Annotated in this window: 15 protein-coding genes; 10 read left to right on the top strand and 5 right to left on the bottom strand. The window is 57.9% G+C overall.

From position 1 onward, the window contains the following. Positions 1 to 28: 28 nt before the first annotated feature. Complete coding sequence (locus HKD32_RS01915) at positions 29 to 721, top strand: hypothetical protein (protein WP_194257412.1); 693 nt, start codon at positions 29 to 31, stop codon at positions 719 to 721. Continuing rightward, the gene (gene mtnK, locus HKD32_RS01910) at positions 721 to 1911 is read left to right on the top strand and encodes an S-methyl-5-thioribose kinase (protein ID WP_194257411.1); all 1191 of its coding nucleotides are present in this window, start codon (positions 721 to 723) and stop codon (positions 1909 to 1911) included. Before HKD32_RS01915 ends, mtnK begins: the two co-directional genes overlap by 1 nt. Positions 1912 to 1984: 73 nt before the next feature. On the opposite strand, the gene HKD32_RS01905 is transcribed toward mtnK, so the two are convergent. From HKD32_RS01905 to rpsD, 3 genes are all read right to left on the bottom strand, one after another. Then, positions 1985 to 3532: a peptide chain release factor 3 gene (locus tag HKD32_RS01905; RefSeq protein ID WP_010501183.1), complete on the bottom strand. Its 1548-nt coding sequence runs from the start codon at positions 3530 to 3532 to the stop codon at positions 1985 to 1987. A gap of 207 nt (positions 3533 to 3739) precedes the next feature. Then, a complete protein-coding gene (locus HKD32_RS01900; protein ID WP_194257410.1) occupies positions 3740 to 4153 on the bottom strand; it encodes a hypothetical protein in 414 nt (137 codons plus the stop codon). Positions 4154 to 4660: 507 nt separating this feature from the next. Continuing rightward, positions 4661 to 5278: a 30S ribosomal protein S4 gene (gene rpsD, locus HKD32_RS01895; protein ID WP_010501177.1), complete on the bottom strand. Its 618-nt coding sequence runs from the start codon at positions 5276 to 5278 to the stop codon at positions 4661 to 4663. 347 nt (positions 5279 to 5625) lie between these two features. On the opposite strand from rpsD, the gene HKD32_RS01890 reads away from it, so the two are divergent. Both HKD32_RS01890 and HKD32_RS01885 read left to right on the top strand, forming a co-directional pair. Continuing rightward, complete coding sequence (locus HKD32_RS01890) at positions 5626 to 6096, top strand: BON domain-containing protein (protein ID WP_010501175.1); 471 nt, start codon at positions 5626 to 5628, stop codon at positions 6094 to 6096. A gap of 57 nt (positions 6097 to 6153) precedes the next feature. Then, positions 6154 to 7398, top strand: coding sequence for an MFS transporter (locus tag HKD32_RS01885; protein WP_194257409.1), 1245 nt, complete (start codon positions 6154 to 6156; stop codon positions 7396 to 7398). Here HKD32_RS01885 and HKD32_RS01880 read toward each other — a convergent pair. Beyond that, a complete protein-coding gene (locus HKD32_RS01880; RefSeq protein ID WP_061929152.1) occupies positions 7361 to 8743 on the bottom strand; it encodes an MATE family efflux transporter in 1383 nt (460 codons plus the stop codon). The genes HKD32_RS01885 and HKD32_RS01880 overlap by 38 nt on opposite strands. 87 nt (positions 8744 to 8830) lie before the next feature. Between HKD32_RS01880 and cysS the strand changes: the two genes are divergently transcribed. From cysS to HKD32_RS01860, 4 genes are read left to right on the top strand one after another with little or no spacing between them, the layout of a single operon-like run. Further along, positions 8831 to 10189, top strand: a complete 1359-nt coding sequence (cysS, locus tag HKD32_RS01875) for a cysteine--tRNA ligase (protein ID WP_194257408.1) — start codon at positions 8831 to 8833, stop codon at positions 10187 to 10189. A gap of 4 nt (positions 10190 to 10193) precedes the next feature. Further along, on the top strand, positions 10194 to 10970 hold the full coding sequence (locus HKD32_RS01870) for an RNA methyltransferase (protein ID WP_007282518.1): 777 nt from the start codon (positions 10194 to 10196) through the stop codon (positions 10968 to 10970). A gap of 4 nt (positions 10971 to 10974) precedes the next feature. Beyond that, positions 10975 to 11961: an ion channel gene (locus tag HKD32_RS01865; RefSeq protein ID WP_228118691.1), complete on the top strand. Its 987-nt coding sequence runs from the start codon at positions 10975 to 10977 to the stop codon at positions 11959 to 11961. Then, complete coding sequence (locus tag HKD32_RS01860) at positions 11954 to 12823, top strand: aldose 1-epimerase family protein (RefSeq protein WP_228118690.1); 870 nt, start codon at positions 11954 to 11956, stop codon at positions 12821 to 12823. The genes HKD32_RS01865 and HKD32_RS01860 overlap by 8 nt, the downstream gene beginning before the upstream one ends. A 48-nt stretch (positions 12824 to 12871) precedes the next feature. On the opposite strand, the gene gltX is transcribed toward HKD32_RS01860, so the two are convergent. Further along, positions 12872 to 14206 (bottom strand): glutamate--tRNA ligase, encoded by a 1335-nt coding sequence (gene gltX, locus HKD32_RS01855; protein WP_194257407.1) that lies wholly within the window; start codon positions 14204 to 14206, stop codon positions 12872 to 12874. A 290-nt stretch (positions 14207 to 14496) separates the two neighbouring features. Here gltX and HKD32_RS01850 point away from each other — a divergent pair, with 290 nt between their 5' ends. Beyond that, the gene (locus HKD32_RS01850; protein ID WP_007282522.1) at positions 14497 to 15090 is read left to right on the top strand and encodes a LemA family protein; all 594 of its coding nucleotides are present in this window, start codon (positions 14497 to 14499) and stop codon (positions 15088 to 15090) included. A gap of 15 nt (positions 15091 to 15105) precedes the next feature. Then, entirely contained in the window at positions 15106 to 15948 is an 843-nt protein-coding gene (locus HKD32_RS01845; protein ID WP_194257406.1) for a TPM domain-containing protein, read from the top strand. Positions 15949 to 15974 lie beyond the last annotated feature (26 nt).

Genomic DNA, 15974 nt, shown 5'->3' with positions numbered 1-15974 from the left:
ACAGTTTCCAACCAAGCCAAGGTTCGTCATGTCACACCCTGCTTCCTGGCCCATTATATCCCTTCAGCCAGATGTGCATGTTCTGGCCGACCGCCCTCTTCCGGCCCTTACAGAGGCACAGGAAGCAGCCGTTTCGCGTATCTGGGCTGACGCACTGAAATCGTATCCTGCACTTTATAACGGCCGCGTCTTTTGTGCAGACGAAATCACCCCTTCCCATATCCATGGCCACTGGTCCGAATATCGTCGTGTCCTCGCACAAATGAAGCAGCCCGGCATTTACGGAGACACAGTGCTCAAACCATTGGCTGTCGTAGGGCTGATGTTTGCGCAGGACGGCGTTGTGATCGGCCGACGCGCGGAGACTTCCATCTACCTGCCCGGCTACTGGCAAGGCGCGCCAGCAGGGAATGTCGAAAGCCGCGCACAGGAAAACATCGTAAACCTAGCGACCCAGCTTCTTGCGGAATGTGAGGAAGAACTGGGCCTGACGCCTGCGGAATGTCGTGTCGGGCCATGCCTGCTCGCCTGTGAACATCCCTCCACACACATCGTCGACATCGGGATGCGCATTGACGTAGCCCTGAGTTTTTCCGACCTTCAGACGCGATGTCGCGAGCAGGGGAATGCCGAATATGGCGCATTGCACCTGATCCGCCCTAACCACACACCCGAAGGCCCTGTCGTCCCCACACTGGCCGCCCTGCTGGAACTTTCCTGATGCCGTACTTTACTCTTGATGCGTCCAGCCTTCAGCACTGGCTCACAAACCACGCGGACCTTGCGTCTCGCCTTGGCGGCTCACCCGCAGACTGGACCATCCGCGAAGTCAGTGACGGCAATCTGAATACCGTTTTCCTTGTAGATGGTTCGGGCGGCTCCCTGTGCTGCAAACAGGCCCTCCCCCATGTCCGCGTTGCACCGGACTGGCCCATGCCTCTGGAGCGGGCTCTGTACGAAGCCCGCTATATGCGGGCAACTGCGGATGCCGTCCGCCCAGCCGCACCCGAACTCTATTTCTACGATGACGAGATGTTCCTTCTCGTTATGGAATGCCTGACCCCACATGAGGTTCTGCGCACTGCCCTGATCCGCGATGAAGCACAGCCGGGATTTTCCGCCGTTATCGGCCAGTACGTGGCCCGCAGCGTGCATGCTACAAGCTGGATCAGCCAACCCTTTGAACACGGCTCTAAATTACTGGCCGACTTCGCTGGCAATACGGCCCTCACCCGCATCACGGTCGATCTGATCCTGACCGATCCGTTCCGCCCCTGCTCACGCAACCCTGCACCGGAAACAGCCCTTCTCCCTGACGTAGAAGCCCTGCACACGGACAAGCCCCTTCACCGTGCGGTCAGTAACCTTCAGGACCGCTTCCTGACCGCACGACAGGCACTTCTGCATGGAGACCTGCACACAGGCTCCATCATGCAGCACAAGGACGATGTGCGCGTTATTGATGGCGAATTTGCCACGATGGGTCCGATCGGTTTCGACTGTGGACTCTATCTGGGAAATCTGGCCCTGCATGCCTGCGCGGCACCCAGCAAGCACGGTCTGATTGAAGCTGAGATCAAGGCTTTCTGGAACAGCTTTACAACAGAACTCCGCATGCTTCTGAAAACAGGCGGCGGCGATGTGTGGGCACTCTCTGATGCAACCCAGCGTGAAGAACTGCTCGAAAATTTCCTGATCGCCATCCTGCAGGACACGGTAGGCTTCTGTGGCCTTGAAATGATCCGCCGCACCATCGGCTTTGCCCAGGTTGCGGATTATTCGCTCTGCACAACGCCCGGGAGCCGTATGGAAGCGCGTCGTAAGGCACTCCAGACAGGACGTCTCCTTATTCTGGAAGCGCCGACCGTCCATAATCTGGAAGGCTTTCTGAGCTTACTAACGCTCAAGTAAAGCTGCCCGTAGAGCCGCAGGCAGCAGACATAAAAAAGCCTCGCTCCCAAATACAGGAGCGAGGCTTGAAAGATCAGACCGAAGCCAGACCGATCTGCTTGATGTCGTGGAACGCCAGATCGGGGTTCATTTCGATGGTGCGACGCATCATGAAGGACGAACTGGCGAGGAAGACAGGGTCTCCATCCAGATCATCCGCCATGGATGAGCGGTTCGTCATCATGAACATCTCGATCTTTTCACGATCACCGGTAATCCAGCGGGCCAGTGTAAATGGCGTGCTTTCAAAACCAATGGATACGCCATATTCCCCCTTCAAGCGTGACTGAAGAACGTCAAGCTGAAGTGTTCCCACAACACCCACGATCGGCGGCAGACCATCCTGCGGGCGGAAAAGCTGCACGACACCCTCTTCCGCCAGTTCTACCAGAGCCTGACGCAGCTTCTTGGCCTTCATGGCATCATCAAGACGGACACGACGCAGGATTTCCGGAGCAAAGTGCGGGACACCCGTGAAGCGCAGTTCCTCGTTCTCGCTCAGCGTATCACCAATACGGAGTGTGCCATGGTTTGGAATCCCCACCACATCTCCGCCAAAAGCTTCCTCAGCCAACTGGCGATCACGTGCAAAGAAGAACTGTGGCGTATGCAGAGCAAACTGCTTGCCGGTCCGCACATGCTTGAGACGCATCCCGCGCGTCAGACGTCCTGAACATACACGGGCGAAAGCCATGCGGTCCCGATGATTCGGGTCCATGTTCGCCTGGATCTTGAAGATCAGAGCCGTGACCTGCTCTTCATCCGCCTTGACCTCACGGCTTTCCGTCGGCTGGGCGCGTGGCGCAGGACCGTAAGCGACCAGTGCATCCAGAAGATCGGTCACACCGATTTCCTTCATGGCCGACCCGAAGAACACGGGAGACAGATGCCCCGCGTCAAAAGACTCACGATCGAACTCGGGAAGCGCGGCCTCCACCAGTTCCAGATCTTCCCGAAGCTGCACCATCCGCGGATCAGCTTCGTCCACCGGATCCTTGGTATGCACTTCACGGGTGCGGATATCGAACGTGCCAATAAACGTCGCAGCACGCCCGATCGGCCATGTCGCAGGCGAGACATCCAGCGCCAGAGAATTGGAAATTTCATCCAGAAGGGCGAAGCAGTCCTGCGCCTCACGGTCCATCTTGTTGATGAACGTAATGATCGGAATATCGCGCAGACGGCAGATTTCGAACAGCTTGCGCGTCCGGTCCTCGATACCCTTTGCGGCATCGATCACCATGACGGCACAGTCCACAGCCGTCAGGGTTCGATAGGTATCTTCGGAGAAGTCTTCATGGCCCGGAGTATCAAGCAGGTTGAAGACGCAGTTGCCATATTCGAACGTCATGACGGATGTCACAACGGAAATGCCACGATCCCGCTCAATGCCCATCCAGTCAGATTTGGTCCGGCGGCGCTCACCCTTGGCACGCACGTTCCCAGCAAGCTGGATGGCACCACCTGCGCGCAGGATCCGTTCCGTCAGGGTCGTCTTACCGGCGTCTGGATGGGAAATGATGGCAAACGTACGCCGACGAGCGATCTCGCGGGTAATTTCAGCGCTCAGCGCCTCTGACATGATGCCTCCGGCAACGTAGAAAAAATCCGGGACTGGAGCTTTCGCGACGTCCAGACAGACACATGGCCTGTTAGCAAATACAGAGGACAGCCCTCATGGAAGCCTTACCCATCGGGAGGCGCAATGTGCAGAAGACCGCTTTTGCCGTCAAGCATTCCCTCGCTTAACGGGCCTTTTCCGCGAATTTTCACTTTTACGAAGCGGAAATCAGTTCACAGTATTCCCATGTGGCGCAATCCCCGTCATCCCCATCGGGCTAGCTTGAGCATACGCTTCCCCAAACTGCCCGATCGCACTCCCGGAAACGGGATCATGCACCGCAGGAACTCCGCCCACGCCCGCACGATCTGAACCATTTCCGGAAAATTGACGCCTCAGAAACTGAAATACCTTACCACTGGCCGTCCAGGTCAGAGCGGGTGGCACAATCATTCGAGGTTGAGGCGCTTCTATATACGCTCCCGGCATGACTTGCCGTGATGTTACATCATAGCGCCCTGAAGCTGGAGGCACGGCAAAAGACGGAGGCACAAAGGTGTTGATCCCCTTTGCTTCAGAAGGGTGCATCGTGCAGCCCACCAATACTGCCAGACAGAAACTTTTCAGCATCCCTGACCGCATCTGTCCGTCCCTGAAGTTCTACTTATTACCTACCATCTGAACCCTAAATTATGGCCAGTCAGACTTCGAACAACACCCGTGACAGTATCTACGGCTTTTCCCGCCGCAGTGCGCTCCATGACAGGAGGCCTGATCGGACATCTCTGGGATGAAACAATCACGGTTCCATCCCTGCAGCGAACAAGATGTAAATGGGGCGGTGGCTGAGGATGATAATGCGTATCGGGAGCTACGAAAGTGTTGATCCCGCGGGCATTAGCTGACGCGCAGGCCGCAGCACAGATCAGAACCACACCCAGCCCAAAGCGCATCTTTTGCCGCCCCTCTTTGATATGCCATATAAAGTATCATTCGGAGACAAATTGATACAATTATAGAGCAAGAACGTAAAATCCTGCGCAACTCTTCCCATTCTTCTGCAAGCACAAACAAAAAACGCCGGATGGGAGACCCATCCGGCGTTTTCCGATCGCGTTCTGATCCGGGCCCGAAAGCCCGGGACCTGAATTAGCGGGAGTAGAATTCGACAACCAGGTTCGGTTCCATCTGCACCGGATACGGCACATCGGAGAGAACCGGCGTACGCAGGAACGTACCCTTCATCTGGCGGTGATCGACTTCAACGTATTCCGGCGTGTCGCGCTCGCCCGTCTGCACGGAGTCGAGAACGATGGCGAGGTGCTTGGACTTCTCGCGCACTTCGATGACGTCGCCTTCCTTCACGAGGTAGGACGGGATGTTCACCTTCTTGCCGTTGACCGTAACGTGGCCATGGCTGACGAACTGACGTGCTGCGAACGGCGTGATCGCAAACTTCAGACGGTACACAACGGCGTCCAGACGACGCTCCAGCAGACCGATCAGGTTCTCGGAGGTGTCACCCTTACGACGGACGGCTTCGTCGTAGTACTTGCGGAACTGCTTCTCGCTGATGTTGCCGTAGTAGCCCTTGAGCTTCTGCTTGGCCATCAGCTGGATGGAGAAGTCAGAAGGCTTCTGCTTACGACGCTGACCATGCTGACCCGGACCGTATTCACGACGGTTCACAGGGGACTTTGCACGGCCCCAAAGGTTTACGCCGAGACGGCGATTGATCTTGTACTTGCTCTCAAGACGCTTTGACATGGGTTAACCCCTGTTCATACATCAGGCCCGCCCCATGCTGCATGGCAAGCCGTTTTGTTGCGCCGGTAGGCCCTTCCCCGAATTGGAAAAGACGGGCGCGCACCCAAAAACCGGAGCCTGCAGGGTACAGAAACCCACAATAATGGCCCGGTCGGTACGTCCTCGTTTCCGGCAGTGGACCCGCGCCTAACAGGTCTCATGCTCTTTTGTCAATCAAAGGCCGATTCTGGCCCCTGTTATTTTCTCGCAGCAGATGCTTATAAAGCGCGCAACCCCTCCCGGGGGGTTTGCGCTAACGGTCTGGTCCTCCCCTCTGATCGGGGAGCCATGCCTTTTTGAGTTTGCCCATGAAAATCTATCGCTTCAATCCCAAGGCTGGTCGTATTGCCGAAGGGTCCTTCGAAGGACTGATCCAGTCCCTTGATGCACCAGCGCCGCCCAAGCCGGGTGAAAGCGCCATCAAGCGTGCCTTCAAGAAGTTCGGCCTCGCACAGATGCACATGTCGCATCTCGTAATTGATGACCGCACAATCTATCTGCGCGGCAAGGCGGACACCGCAAAGGCGCGTGACCAGATGATCCTTACGGCAGGCAACGTCGCTGGCGTGGCCGCTGTCGAGGCCGAAATTCAGGTGCCCCCCGGAACCCCCGATCCAAAGTTCCTGGAAATCAAGACCAGCCAGAACCTTGACGAGGTGGCTGAAAAGCTGCCGGAAGATATTTCGGGGGATGAGCTTCTTGATGCAAATCAACCGCTTGTCACAAGCAAGGATGACATTTATCCGGGACAGACAATCCGTCTGCCAACGGAGAATTGAACTGACCAGCCAGGACACTTCCACGTGAACGTATCCGGCTAGCATTTCAGGGTCCGGATGGTGGGCAGATTTCCCCCTATTCCGGACCTTTTCCATATGGAATTAATCGAACCAGTCGATGTCGAGCGGGTGCGTCCACCTCACGGCGTCGAACCAGCCATGTTCGCCCTCATGCTGGCAACATTTACAATCGGGACTGGCGAATTCGCCATGATGGGCCTTCTGCCCGAGTTTTCCCATTCCCTGGGTATTTCCATTTCCCGTGCCAGTTCCGTCATTTCCGCCTATGCGCTGGGTGTCGTGGTCGGAGCACCCCTTATTGCGGTTGCTGGCGCAAAACTCCCCCGCCGTACACTCCTGCTGGCCATGCTCGTGCTCTTCCTTGTGGGAAATATCGGCACGATCCTGATGCCGAACCTGCTCGACATTGAAGTCATGCGCTTCATTACCGGGCTTCCCCATGGCGCTTTCTTCGGTGTTTCAGCACTTGTTGGCGCATCAATGGTTGAACGCGCAAGACGTGGGCGCGCTGTTGGGCGCGTTCTGTCCGGGATCATGTTCTCCACCGTGGTGGGCTCCCCTCTGTCCACCTACGCCGCCAATCACCTTGGATGGCGAACGGCATACGGCGCAATTTCCGTGCTCGGCCTGCTCTGCTTTGCCGCACTGTGGTACTTCGCTCCGCGTGATAAACCCCATCCGAATGCCAATGCCCTGGCCGAACTCGGGGCCTTCAAACGCCCTCAGGTTCTGCTGACACTCCTGACAAGCGCCATCGGCTTCGGTGGCCTCTTTGAAGTCTACACCTTCCTCACCACAGCACTGTCGGAAGTCACGCGCCTGCCAGACTGGGCTGTGGCGCTCTATCAGATCGTCTGGGGCCTAGGCATGGTCGCAGGTAATTCGTTCGGCGGTGCCATGGCGGACCGGAACATCAATCGGACGATCCTATTTTCCCTCGCCGCAAGCTGCGTGTTCATGCTGGCTTTCTGGCTCCTGCTGCCCTCGCCGGTCGCCATGCTTCTCATCACATTCCTGATCCCGGCGACGCTGATCGGCATTTCCCCAGCCATCCAGAGCCATCTGATGGAAGTCGCGGGAGATGCGCAGACACTGGCCGCGTCCCTGAACAACTCGGCTTTCAACATCGCCAACGCCGCAGGCGCATGGCTGGGCGCTTTCCTGGTCAGTTCAGGGCTTGGACTTGCATCTATTGGCTGGGGGTCCGCCCTGCTCTCCGCAGGCGGCTTCCTCGCCTACCTGATTACGATGGCACAGGCTCGGCTCTCCGCATCACGCTGAAAAGCCGAATACCAAGAGCGACAGAACTGACCGTCAGGGCTGTCGCCATGCCAATCCACAGGCCTTCCGCCCCCCAGTGCTGCTGGAAGGCCAACCACCCACCAAAGACAAGACCAATCAGGCCGTAATTTGAAACGGCAATCACCATCGGCCAGACCGTGTCGCCACAGCCTCTCAAAGCACCACTAAAGACAACCTGAAGACCGTCCACAATCTGGTAGATCCCGGCAATCTTCATCAGGGTAATAACAAGCGCCGCCGTTGCCGGATCAGGAGCATGCCCCGTGAAATACAGACTGACGATCTTTTCTGGCCAAATCAGCAGCAACGCCGAAGACAGCACGGACCAGACCAGCACAATCCAGATCCCGGTCCAGGCCGCACGGCGGCTCTGATCCATCCGTCCCGCCCCACGCCAGTACGCTACGCGGACATTCGTTGACTGTCCGATCGCCAGACACACCATGAACAGGAGCGCACTGACATTCACCGCAACCTGATGGGCTGCAAGGCTCTGCGTCCCGAGTTCCCCGGCACGAAGGCTGGTGATCTGGAACATGAGAATTTCAGCAGCGGCCCCCAGCATCATTGGCAGGCCGAGCTTCAAAAGCTCTTTCATGACCGGCCAGTGTACGGCGGCTGGCTTCATGACAGCCCGTACACGCGGATGCATCAGGCACAGACCCGTCAGGGCAACACTGATCGCCCAGCCCGTCAGCGTCGTGGCCGTCGCGGAACCGAACAGCCCCATGGCGGGCAAACCAAACCAGCCATGAATCAGCGCCGCATTGGTGATGCCATTGCAGATCGCCATAGCGGGCATGATCCACAGCAGAAGCGTCTCCGCCCCCAGCGAAGGCAGCGCGACACGCAGAACACCAATGACAGCAAGATCAGGCAGTAGTGAATACAGCAGGATGCGGATGAAGTGACTTCCCTGCGTCACGACATCGCTCGGCTCAGACAACCACGCAAACAGCGGCTGTACGTTCCAGAGCAACAAAGCGCAGGGAACAAAAATCAGAAGTGCCAGAAGAAACGTCGCGCTCATCACGCTCCGGCCATCATGCGCCTCACGTCCATGATCTTCCGCACCCCGTCCATGAGACAGAAGCACACCCGCGCCACCAAGAATGGTCTGACACGTCACCATAGTGGTAAAAAAGAAGGTATTAGCCAGACCACCGACAGCCACTTCCGCAACACCCAGACCGCCCAGCAGAATGGTGTCCGTCACGCCCATCGACATTTCGGAGAGCTGCGACAGGGCCAGTGGCAGAGCAACCCGCAGAAGGGCAAGAGCATGTCCGCGGGGGGAAGTAGGATCTTTGAAGGTGCTACGCATAAGTCTCACTATCGCAGGCCAGATCATACGCACAAGAGTAACAAACCCTGTTGCACCAAACCGGCGGCTGGCGCATTGATCGCCTCTATGGCCGATCCCGTTCCTCACGTGCTCCGTCTGCACGACACCCACGCGCGCGAAAAGCGACAGTTCACACCACTCGATCCGCAGAACGTCCGGGTCTATTTCTGTGGTCCCACCGTCTATGACCGCGCCCATCTGGGCAATCTGCGCGCCATGATGTGCGCGGATATCCTCGTGCGGCTGCTGCGCGTCCTGTATCCGCAGGTCACCTATGCACGCAACGTCACGGATGTGGACGACAAGATCACCGCACGCGCGAAAGAGAACGGCGAAGATATTTCCGCCCTGACCACACGAACGACCGAAGCCTTTCATGAAGATTTGGCGTCACTGGGGATTCTGCCGCCGGATATCGAACCACGCGCCACACATCATATTCCCGAAATGCTGGATATGATCGGCCGCCTGATCGAGAGTGGCCACGCTTACGAGGCCGAAGGGCACGTCCTGTTCGCCGTCCGGAACTTCCCGTCTTATGGCGAACTCTCTGGCCGCTCGCTGGATGACATGATCGCTGGCGCCCGCGTCGAGGTTGCGCCCTACAAGCGCGATCCGGGTGATTTCGTACTCTGGAAGCCGTCCACACCGGACCAGCCCGGCTGGGACAGCCCCTATGGCCGCGGTCGCCCCGGCTGGCACATCGAATGCTCGGCCATGTCACACCGGTATCTGGGTGAGAGCTTCGATATCCATGGCGGCGGCGATGACCTGCTGTTCCCGCATCATGAAAACGAGCGCGCGCAGTCCTTGTGCTGCTATCCGGGCAGCAAGTTCGCCACGCACTGGCTCCATAATGGCATGCTGCTCTCCAACGGGGAGAAAATGTCCAAGTCTCTGGGCAATTTCTTCACCATCCGGGAAGTTCTGGAAAAGTCTCCGGCGGAACCCCTGCGCTTCCTCTATCTAGGCGCGCACTACCGTTCGACGCTGGATTTCACGTGGGACAAGCTGGAAGAAGCGCGTCGTATTCTGGATCGCCTCTATCGCGCCCTTGAGCGTGGAGACGCGCAGCAGGGTGCAGACGTTCCGGCAACGGTGCTGGATGCCCTGTGCGACGATCTGAACACATCGCTCGCCATTGCAGCCCTTCACCCGCTGGCAGACGCTGCCATGCAGGGCGATCAGGAGGCCGCATCCGGTCTTCTGGCCGCCGGAAAGCAGCTTGGTCTGTTTCAGGTTTCCCCCGCTGAATGGTTCCGCTCAGGCGTTGACGCGTCCGCCATCGAAGCCTTGATCGAGGAACGTCTGGCAGCCCGCAAGGCCCGCGACTTTGCCCGTGCGGACGAAATCCGGAACCAGCTTGCCGCAGACGGCATCACGCTGGAAGACGGCCCCAATGGCACAACATGGCGGAAGGCATAATCCCATGACCGGACGTGATGGTGGTGCCGATCTGGAACCGATCGGCGAATTTGATCCCGTTGTCATTCTCGTACGCCCGCAGTTGGCCGAAAATATCGGCACGACCGCCCGTGCCATGGCGAATGGCGGCCTGTTCCATCTGCGTATTGTTGCCCCACGGGACGGCTGGCCGCAGGAACGCGCCTGGCCAGCCTCTTCCGGCGCCCATCGCATTCTCGACAACGCACAGGTTTTCGAAACGGTCGATGATGCCGTGGCTGACCTGCATCGTGTTTTTGCAACCTGCCCCCGCCCCCGCCATGTCGTGAAGCCTGTCATGACAGCGCGCGGCGCTGCGGCGGAACTCCGTGTCGCTTCTACGCGTGGCCTGCGCACCGGTATCCTGTTCGGGCCGGAACGCGCTGGCCTCGATGTCGAAGACATGGCCCGCGCCGATACGCTGGTGCGTTACCCACTCAATCCGAAGTTCATGTCCCTCAACCTCGCACAGGCCGTGCTGGTCATGGCCTATGAGTGGTACCTGACCGAAGACATGACGCCCCCGCGCGACCTCATGACGAATGAGACGCATGTGGCCACCAAGGGCGAACTGGAAAACTTCATGTCCCATCTGCTGCGGGAACTTGATGACTGTGGCTTCCTGCGCAACGAGCAGAAGAAACCGGGCATGATCCGCAATCTGCGGCATTTCTTCACACGAGGCGAAGTTACCGAACAGGAACTTCGCACGCTCCATGGCGTGGTCAGCGAACTGGTCAGCGCCAGAAAGGCAAGACGGTAAGACAATGATCCACTGGCGACACAGGCAACGGATGCATCCACGGCCTGAGGCGCTGGTGGTCGAAACGGCCAACCGTATCCGGGCCCATGTTCTGGAAGAAAACGGCCGGGGCGATATTATCCGCACCGGCTTGAAGGACGGTTCCTTCGGAGACCTCTACCATCACCTGATGACCATGACATGGACCGCCTTTTTCTGGTCGTCCCTGATGCTTTATCTTGTCATCAATATTGGTTTTGCTGCTCTTTATTACGTCATTCCCAACAGCGTCAGCGGCGTCCCACATGGGGATTTCCTTGATGACGTGTTCTTCAGCGTTCAGACGATTTCAACCGTCGGATACGGCACAATGGCCCCAGTCGGACGGCTGACCAACACCATCGTGTCTTTCGAAGTGCTCGCCGGGATGATGCTCAACGCGCTTGCCACAGGGTTGGTCTTTGCACGTTTTTCCCGGCCCCGGGCCCGTATCCTGTTCAGCCATGTTGCTGTCGTGTCTTACGATGATCTGATCCCGACACTTACCATCCGCATCGCCAATCGTCGTCGCACGCTGATCCTGTCCGCCAATGTTGAAATGACCCTGACGCGCCTGATGCCGGACGACCATGGCCGACTGGTGCGCCGTTTCGACAGGCTCACGCTGATCCAGTCCCATGTGCCCATCTTCCGGATCAGCCTGAACGCCACACACATGATTGATGAGACCAGCCCGCTTTATGGCCTGTCCGCAGACACGCTCATTGACCAGAATGCAGAGATCATCATCACGATGGATGGGACAGACGAAATCTCCTCCCAGACACTCTTCGCACGACATGCCTACGAGATCGGCCATGTGAAACACGGATACCGTTTCTCGGACATGATCCATCACCGCCCGGACGGCAGGGTCGAGGTCGACTTCACCCGGTTCCACACAACCGAACACGGGGACCACGAACCGATTGATCCGTCCACAGCGCATGAAAGGCACCATCACCATGTCTGACACCCAGCACAGCTTTGGAAAAAATGGCCTAACGGCAACTGTTTCCGCTCATGGCGCCGAGTTGATCTCCCTCCGCACGGCTTCTGGCCAGGACCTCCTCTGGAATGCTGGCCCCGCTTGGGAGCGTCATTCTCCGGTCCTGTTTCCGATCGTCGGCAAGCCTCCTGAAAACACCACCCTTGACGGAAAACCGGTCACACTGAAGCAACATGGCTTCGCCCGTGACATGACCTTCCGCTGGCTGGAGCGCACGGAAACCGGCTGTGTTCTGGAACTGGAAGATACTCCCGACACGCGAACTCTGTTTCCCGCTGCATTCCGCCTGCATCTCATCTACCGGATGGAAGAAACCGGCCTGCATGTCGGCTATGTTCTGACCAATCCCTCTGAAGACGCTACGCTTCATGCCTCGCTTGGCGTGCATCCGGCGTTCATGTGGCCACTCAATCCTGACGCCGGACGCGCCGGGCATCGCCTGACTTTCGAGAAGGCCGAAGCCGCTCAGATCCGGCGCATCAGTCCGGACGGTCTGCTACCAGAGGGCGTCCCTTCCCCAATCACGGATCGTGTTCTTCCGCTGGCAGACACCCTGTTCGAAGCTGATGCCATCATCATGCTGGATGCCCATAGCAAGGCCGTCGATTTCACAGGCCCGGACAGCAGCGGCCTGCGCGTCCGCTGGGACGGGTTCAAGGATCTTGGCATCTGGACCAAGCCGGGCGCAGGTTTCCTGTGCATCGAGCCTTGGTACGGCTACGCCACACCCGTTGGTTTCGCCGGAGATTTTTCAGAAAAGCCGGGTCTGCTTCATCTCCAGCCCGGCGAAAGCTGGGAAGCTTTCTGGAGCGTCGAGCCAATCTAAGACTCGACATTGGGAATGCCCCCAATCAAAGGGCATTCCCATCCTAAATCACGCGCCAATAGCGTCCTGAAGACGTGACACAGTCCGCGCATGGCCCATCAGGCCCAGCAGAACATGCAGTTCCGGCCCATTGTCCTCCCCCGTCAGCGCCAGACGGAGCGGCATGAACAGGGCTTTACCCTTTCGACCTGACTTGTCCTTCAGAGCTGTCGTCCAATCCTTCCAGGTGTCTTCCCCCCAAGGCTCAGCGGGAAGAGTCTCGAGCGCCTGTTGCAGGAACTCACGGTCTTCCGGCTGTGACGGAGGGACGATCGTGCCCTGCGTCACATCCCACCAATGCGGGATTTCTGCCGTCAGATCGACATTGCCACGCACCGCATTCCAGAACTCTTCCGTCGCCTCAGCCGGAAGATGGGCCTTGGCGACCGAGAACGGCAGGTTGTGCAGAGCCTTGCGGTTCAGAGCAAGCAGCTGGCGCATATCGAACCGCGCTGCAGACTTGGAGACATGGGAGATTTCGTAGGCCGCAATGGCCTCTTCCATCGTCATGACTTCCGGATCATCAGACGTACCAACGCGCGCCAGATACGCCACGATGGACATCGGCTCGATCCCATCCTGACGCAACGATTTCAGGCCCAGCGCATCAAAACGCTTAGACAGCTTGCCACCATCGGAATCCAGCAGCAGCGGCAGATGCGCAAACGTGAAGCGATCCGGCTTTGCACCCAGAGCTTCAGCAATGTCGATCTGAACACCCGTATTCGTCAGATGGTCTTCGCCGCGGACGATATGCGTGATGCCCATTTCCAGATCGTCAACGACAGAGGCGAGCGTATAGAGGATCGTGCCATCCGCGCGGATCAGGACTGGATCGGAGATTGCCGTCAGCTTGACGGAGCAGTCGTCCATGACGAGATCCTGCCACTTGCGGCTGCCATCCGTCAGCTTGAAGCGCCAGTGCGGCGTCTTGCCATTGGCTTCCGCGCGCGCGCGCTGATCCGGCGTCAGTTTCAGCATGGCGCGATCATAGATCGGTGCCTTGCCAGCCCGAATGCGCATCTCGCGCTTGGCGTTCAGCTCGTATTCCGTCTCGAAACACGGATATAGCCGACCAGACGCTTTCAGCTTGTCGATCGCCGCTGCATACCGCTCCATCCGCGAGGACTGACGGGCTTCTTCATCCCAGTCCAAGCCAAGCCACGCAAGATCCTTGCGGATGGCATCCTCATACTCAGGCTTGCTCCGTGCGACGTCCGTATCGTCGATCCGCAGCAGGAACTTGCCGCCATGACGACGGGCAAACAGGAAGTTGGCCACAGCCTGACGGGCATTGCCAACATGAAGATAGCCCGTAGGCGAAGGGGCGAAGCGCAGTTTCATGCCGCCTTAATGCCGCATGATTGCGCGTGATACCAGATGCTTGAAAGCCCTTCCCCGTGACAGGCTCCCGGCCCCGCAAAAGACCGCCAGAACTTCAAATAAAACCAATGCTTCACCATGATATAACGTAGCAAACGGACCCAATACTTCGGGTTTCATCGTACACGAAAAAGAAACGTTTTTTCGTTCAGTCCAATCTGTTGTAAAGATCTCAGGAACAGACCCTCACGACTGGCTCTTTCTTCTAACGTCAGAGTGATGATCCGATTTTTGATTTCAGAGGACTCTTGATGAAAAAACTTCTCATTCCGGCGATTCTGGTCATCGGGCTCATCATCCTGATGGGATCGAACTACAATCGCTTCATGGGTGCGGATCAGCGCGTTCAGGAACAGATGGGCCAGCTTCAGAACGAAGTGCAGCGCCAGTCAGACCTGATTCCCAACCTAGTCAACACGGTCAAAGGCTATGCCACACATGAGCATGACACCCTGACCGACTACGCCGCTGCCCGCTCCGGTGAAACACCGCTGAATCGTATTGATCCCCGTTCGGTCAGTGACGAAGCTCTTCAGAAGAAGATTCTGGATGCCCAGACGCGCAACGCTCAGGAGATCAAGGCCATCACCGCCGTTGCCGAGCAGTCCCCGCAGCTTCAGGCCAACCAGAACTTCTCAAGCCTGATGGTGCAGCTTGAAGGCACACAGAACCGCATTACCGTGGCTCGTCAGCGCCTTCAGCAGGCCATTCTGTCCTACAACCAAACGGTCATGCACTTCCCTGGCAACCTTCTCGCCGGCGTGATGGGCTATCACCAGCGCGTCTATTACGAAGCCTCACCGGCTGCCCAGACGCCGCCCGTCGTCGATTTTTCAAAACACTGACCTGACAGAACTACCATGCAGACTGTGCTGACCATGACCCGTCCGCCGCTCACGCGCATTCTGCATGCTGTGTTCTGCGCGCTCGCCCTGCTGTGCTTTTCTCTGGCTGGCACAGCAGGAGCAGCCCCACTGACCCAGCTTGTCACTGACCCGCACAATGTCCTGTCAAACGCAGAACGGGATCAGCTGGTCGACAAACTCACGACCCTCCGCGAAACGCTCCCGAGCCACCCGCATATCCTGATCGATCTTCCCGGCCATGTGGAGGACATCGACCAGTATGCCAATGAGACTTTCCATGCTTCGGGCATCGGGCAGAAAGGGCAGGACAATGGTCTGCTGATCGTTCTGGATATTCCGGACACACAGTCCCGCATTGAAGTCGGGTATGGCTTTGAAGGCGATCTGACAGATCTTCAGACACACACCATTCTCGTTGCGGCGCGACCCGACCTGAAAGCCGGACACTATGCTGCAGCACTAAACGGCATGGTCGATACAATCGGCGAAACCCTGCGCAAGAGCGATACTACAATGCAGGAAACCGCAGCGCCTGACGAAGCCGTCAGCTTTTCCAGCACGGACATGCTTCTTGGCGGTGGTGGACTTCTATTGTTCCTTGTCGGAACCGTCTTCGCGATCCGGGCGCAACGCCGAGCGAGCCGGGGCGAGCCTCTGTCCAGACTGGACCGCTTTCTTATCAGTGTTCCATGGGATGTTCTTTTGAACCTCCTTATCAACATTCTCTCCGCCGCCGCCCGCAATAACTCTCGCGGAAGCGGCAACTCCGGGAACCGGAACAGCTACAGATCCGGCGGCGGAGATTCCGGCGGTGGCGGCTCGAAGGACAAGTGGTAAGGGTCAGAACCTTGCCTTAATCCGTT

Source organism: Gluconobacter japonicus, assembly GCF_015244665.1.
Lineage (GTDB): Bacteria > Pseudomonadota > Alphaproteobacteria > Acetobacterales > Acetobacteraceae > Gluconobacter > Gluconobacter japonicus.
This window is presented reverse-complemented; position numbering and strand designations above follow the sequence as displayed.

Bases quoted from the DNA above. Each gene is read 5' to 3' on its own strand.
- HKD32_RS01915 (WP_194257412.1), top strand. From the start codon at position 29: ATGTCACACCCTGCTTCCTGGCCCATTATATCCCTTCAGCCAGATGTG.
- mtnK (WP_194257411.1), top strand. From the start codon at position 721: ATGCCGTACTTTACTCTTGATGCGTCCAGCCTTCAGCACTGGCTCACA.
- HKD32_RS01905 (WP_010501183.1), bottom strand. From the start codon at position 3,532: ATGTCAGAGGCGCTGAGCGCTGAAATTACCCGCGAGATCGCTCGTCGG.
- HKD32_RS01900 (WP_194257410.1), bottom strand. From the start codon at position 4,153: ATGCGGTCAGGGATGCTGAAAAGTTTCTGTCTGGCAGTATTGGTGGGC.
- rpsD (WP_010501177.1), bottom strand. From the start codon at position 5,278: ATGTCAAAGCGTCTTGAGAGCAAGTACAAGATCAATCGCCGTCTCGGC.
- HKD32_RS01890 (WP_010501175.1), top strand. From the start codon at position 5,626: ATGAAAATCTATCGCTTCAATCCCAAGGCTGGTCGTATTGCCGAAGGG.
- HKD32_RS01885 (WP_194257409.1), top strand. From the start codon at position 6,154: ATGGTGGGCAGATTTCCCCCTATTCCGGACCTTTTCCATATGGAATTA.
- HKD32_RS01880 (WP_061929152.1), bottom strand. From the start codon at position 8,743: ATGCGTAGCACCTTCAAAGATCCTACTTCCCCCCGCGGACATGCTCTT.
- cysS (WP_194257408.1), top strand. From the start codon at position 8,831: ATGGCCGATCCCGTTCCTCACGTGCTCCGTCTGCACGACACCCACGCG.
- HKD32_RS01870 (WP_007282518.1), top strand. From the start codon at position 10,194: ATGACCGGACGTGATGGTGGTGCCGATCTGGAACCGATCGGCGAATTT.
- HKD32_RS01865 (WP_228118691.1), top strand. From the start codon at position 10,975: ATGATCCACTGGCGACACAGGCAACGGATGCATCCACGGCCTGAGGCG.
- HKD32_RS01860 (WP_228118690.1), top strand. From the start codon at position 11,954: ATGTCTGACACCCAGCACAGCTTTGGAAAAAATGGCCTAACGGCAACT.
- gltX (WP_194257407.1), bottom strand. From the start codon at position 14,206: ATGAAACTGCGCTTCGCCCCTTCGCCTACGGGCTATCTTCATGTTGGC.
- HKD32_RS01850 (WP_007282522.1), top strand. From the start codon at position 14,497: ATGAAAAAACTTCTCATTCCGGCGATTCTGGTCATCGGGCTCATCATC.
- HKD32_RS01845 (WP_194257406.1), top strand. From the start codon at position 15,106: ATGCAGACTGTGCTGACCATGACCCGTCCGCCGCTCACGCGCATTCTG.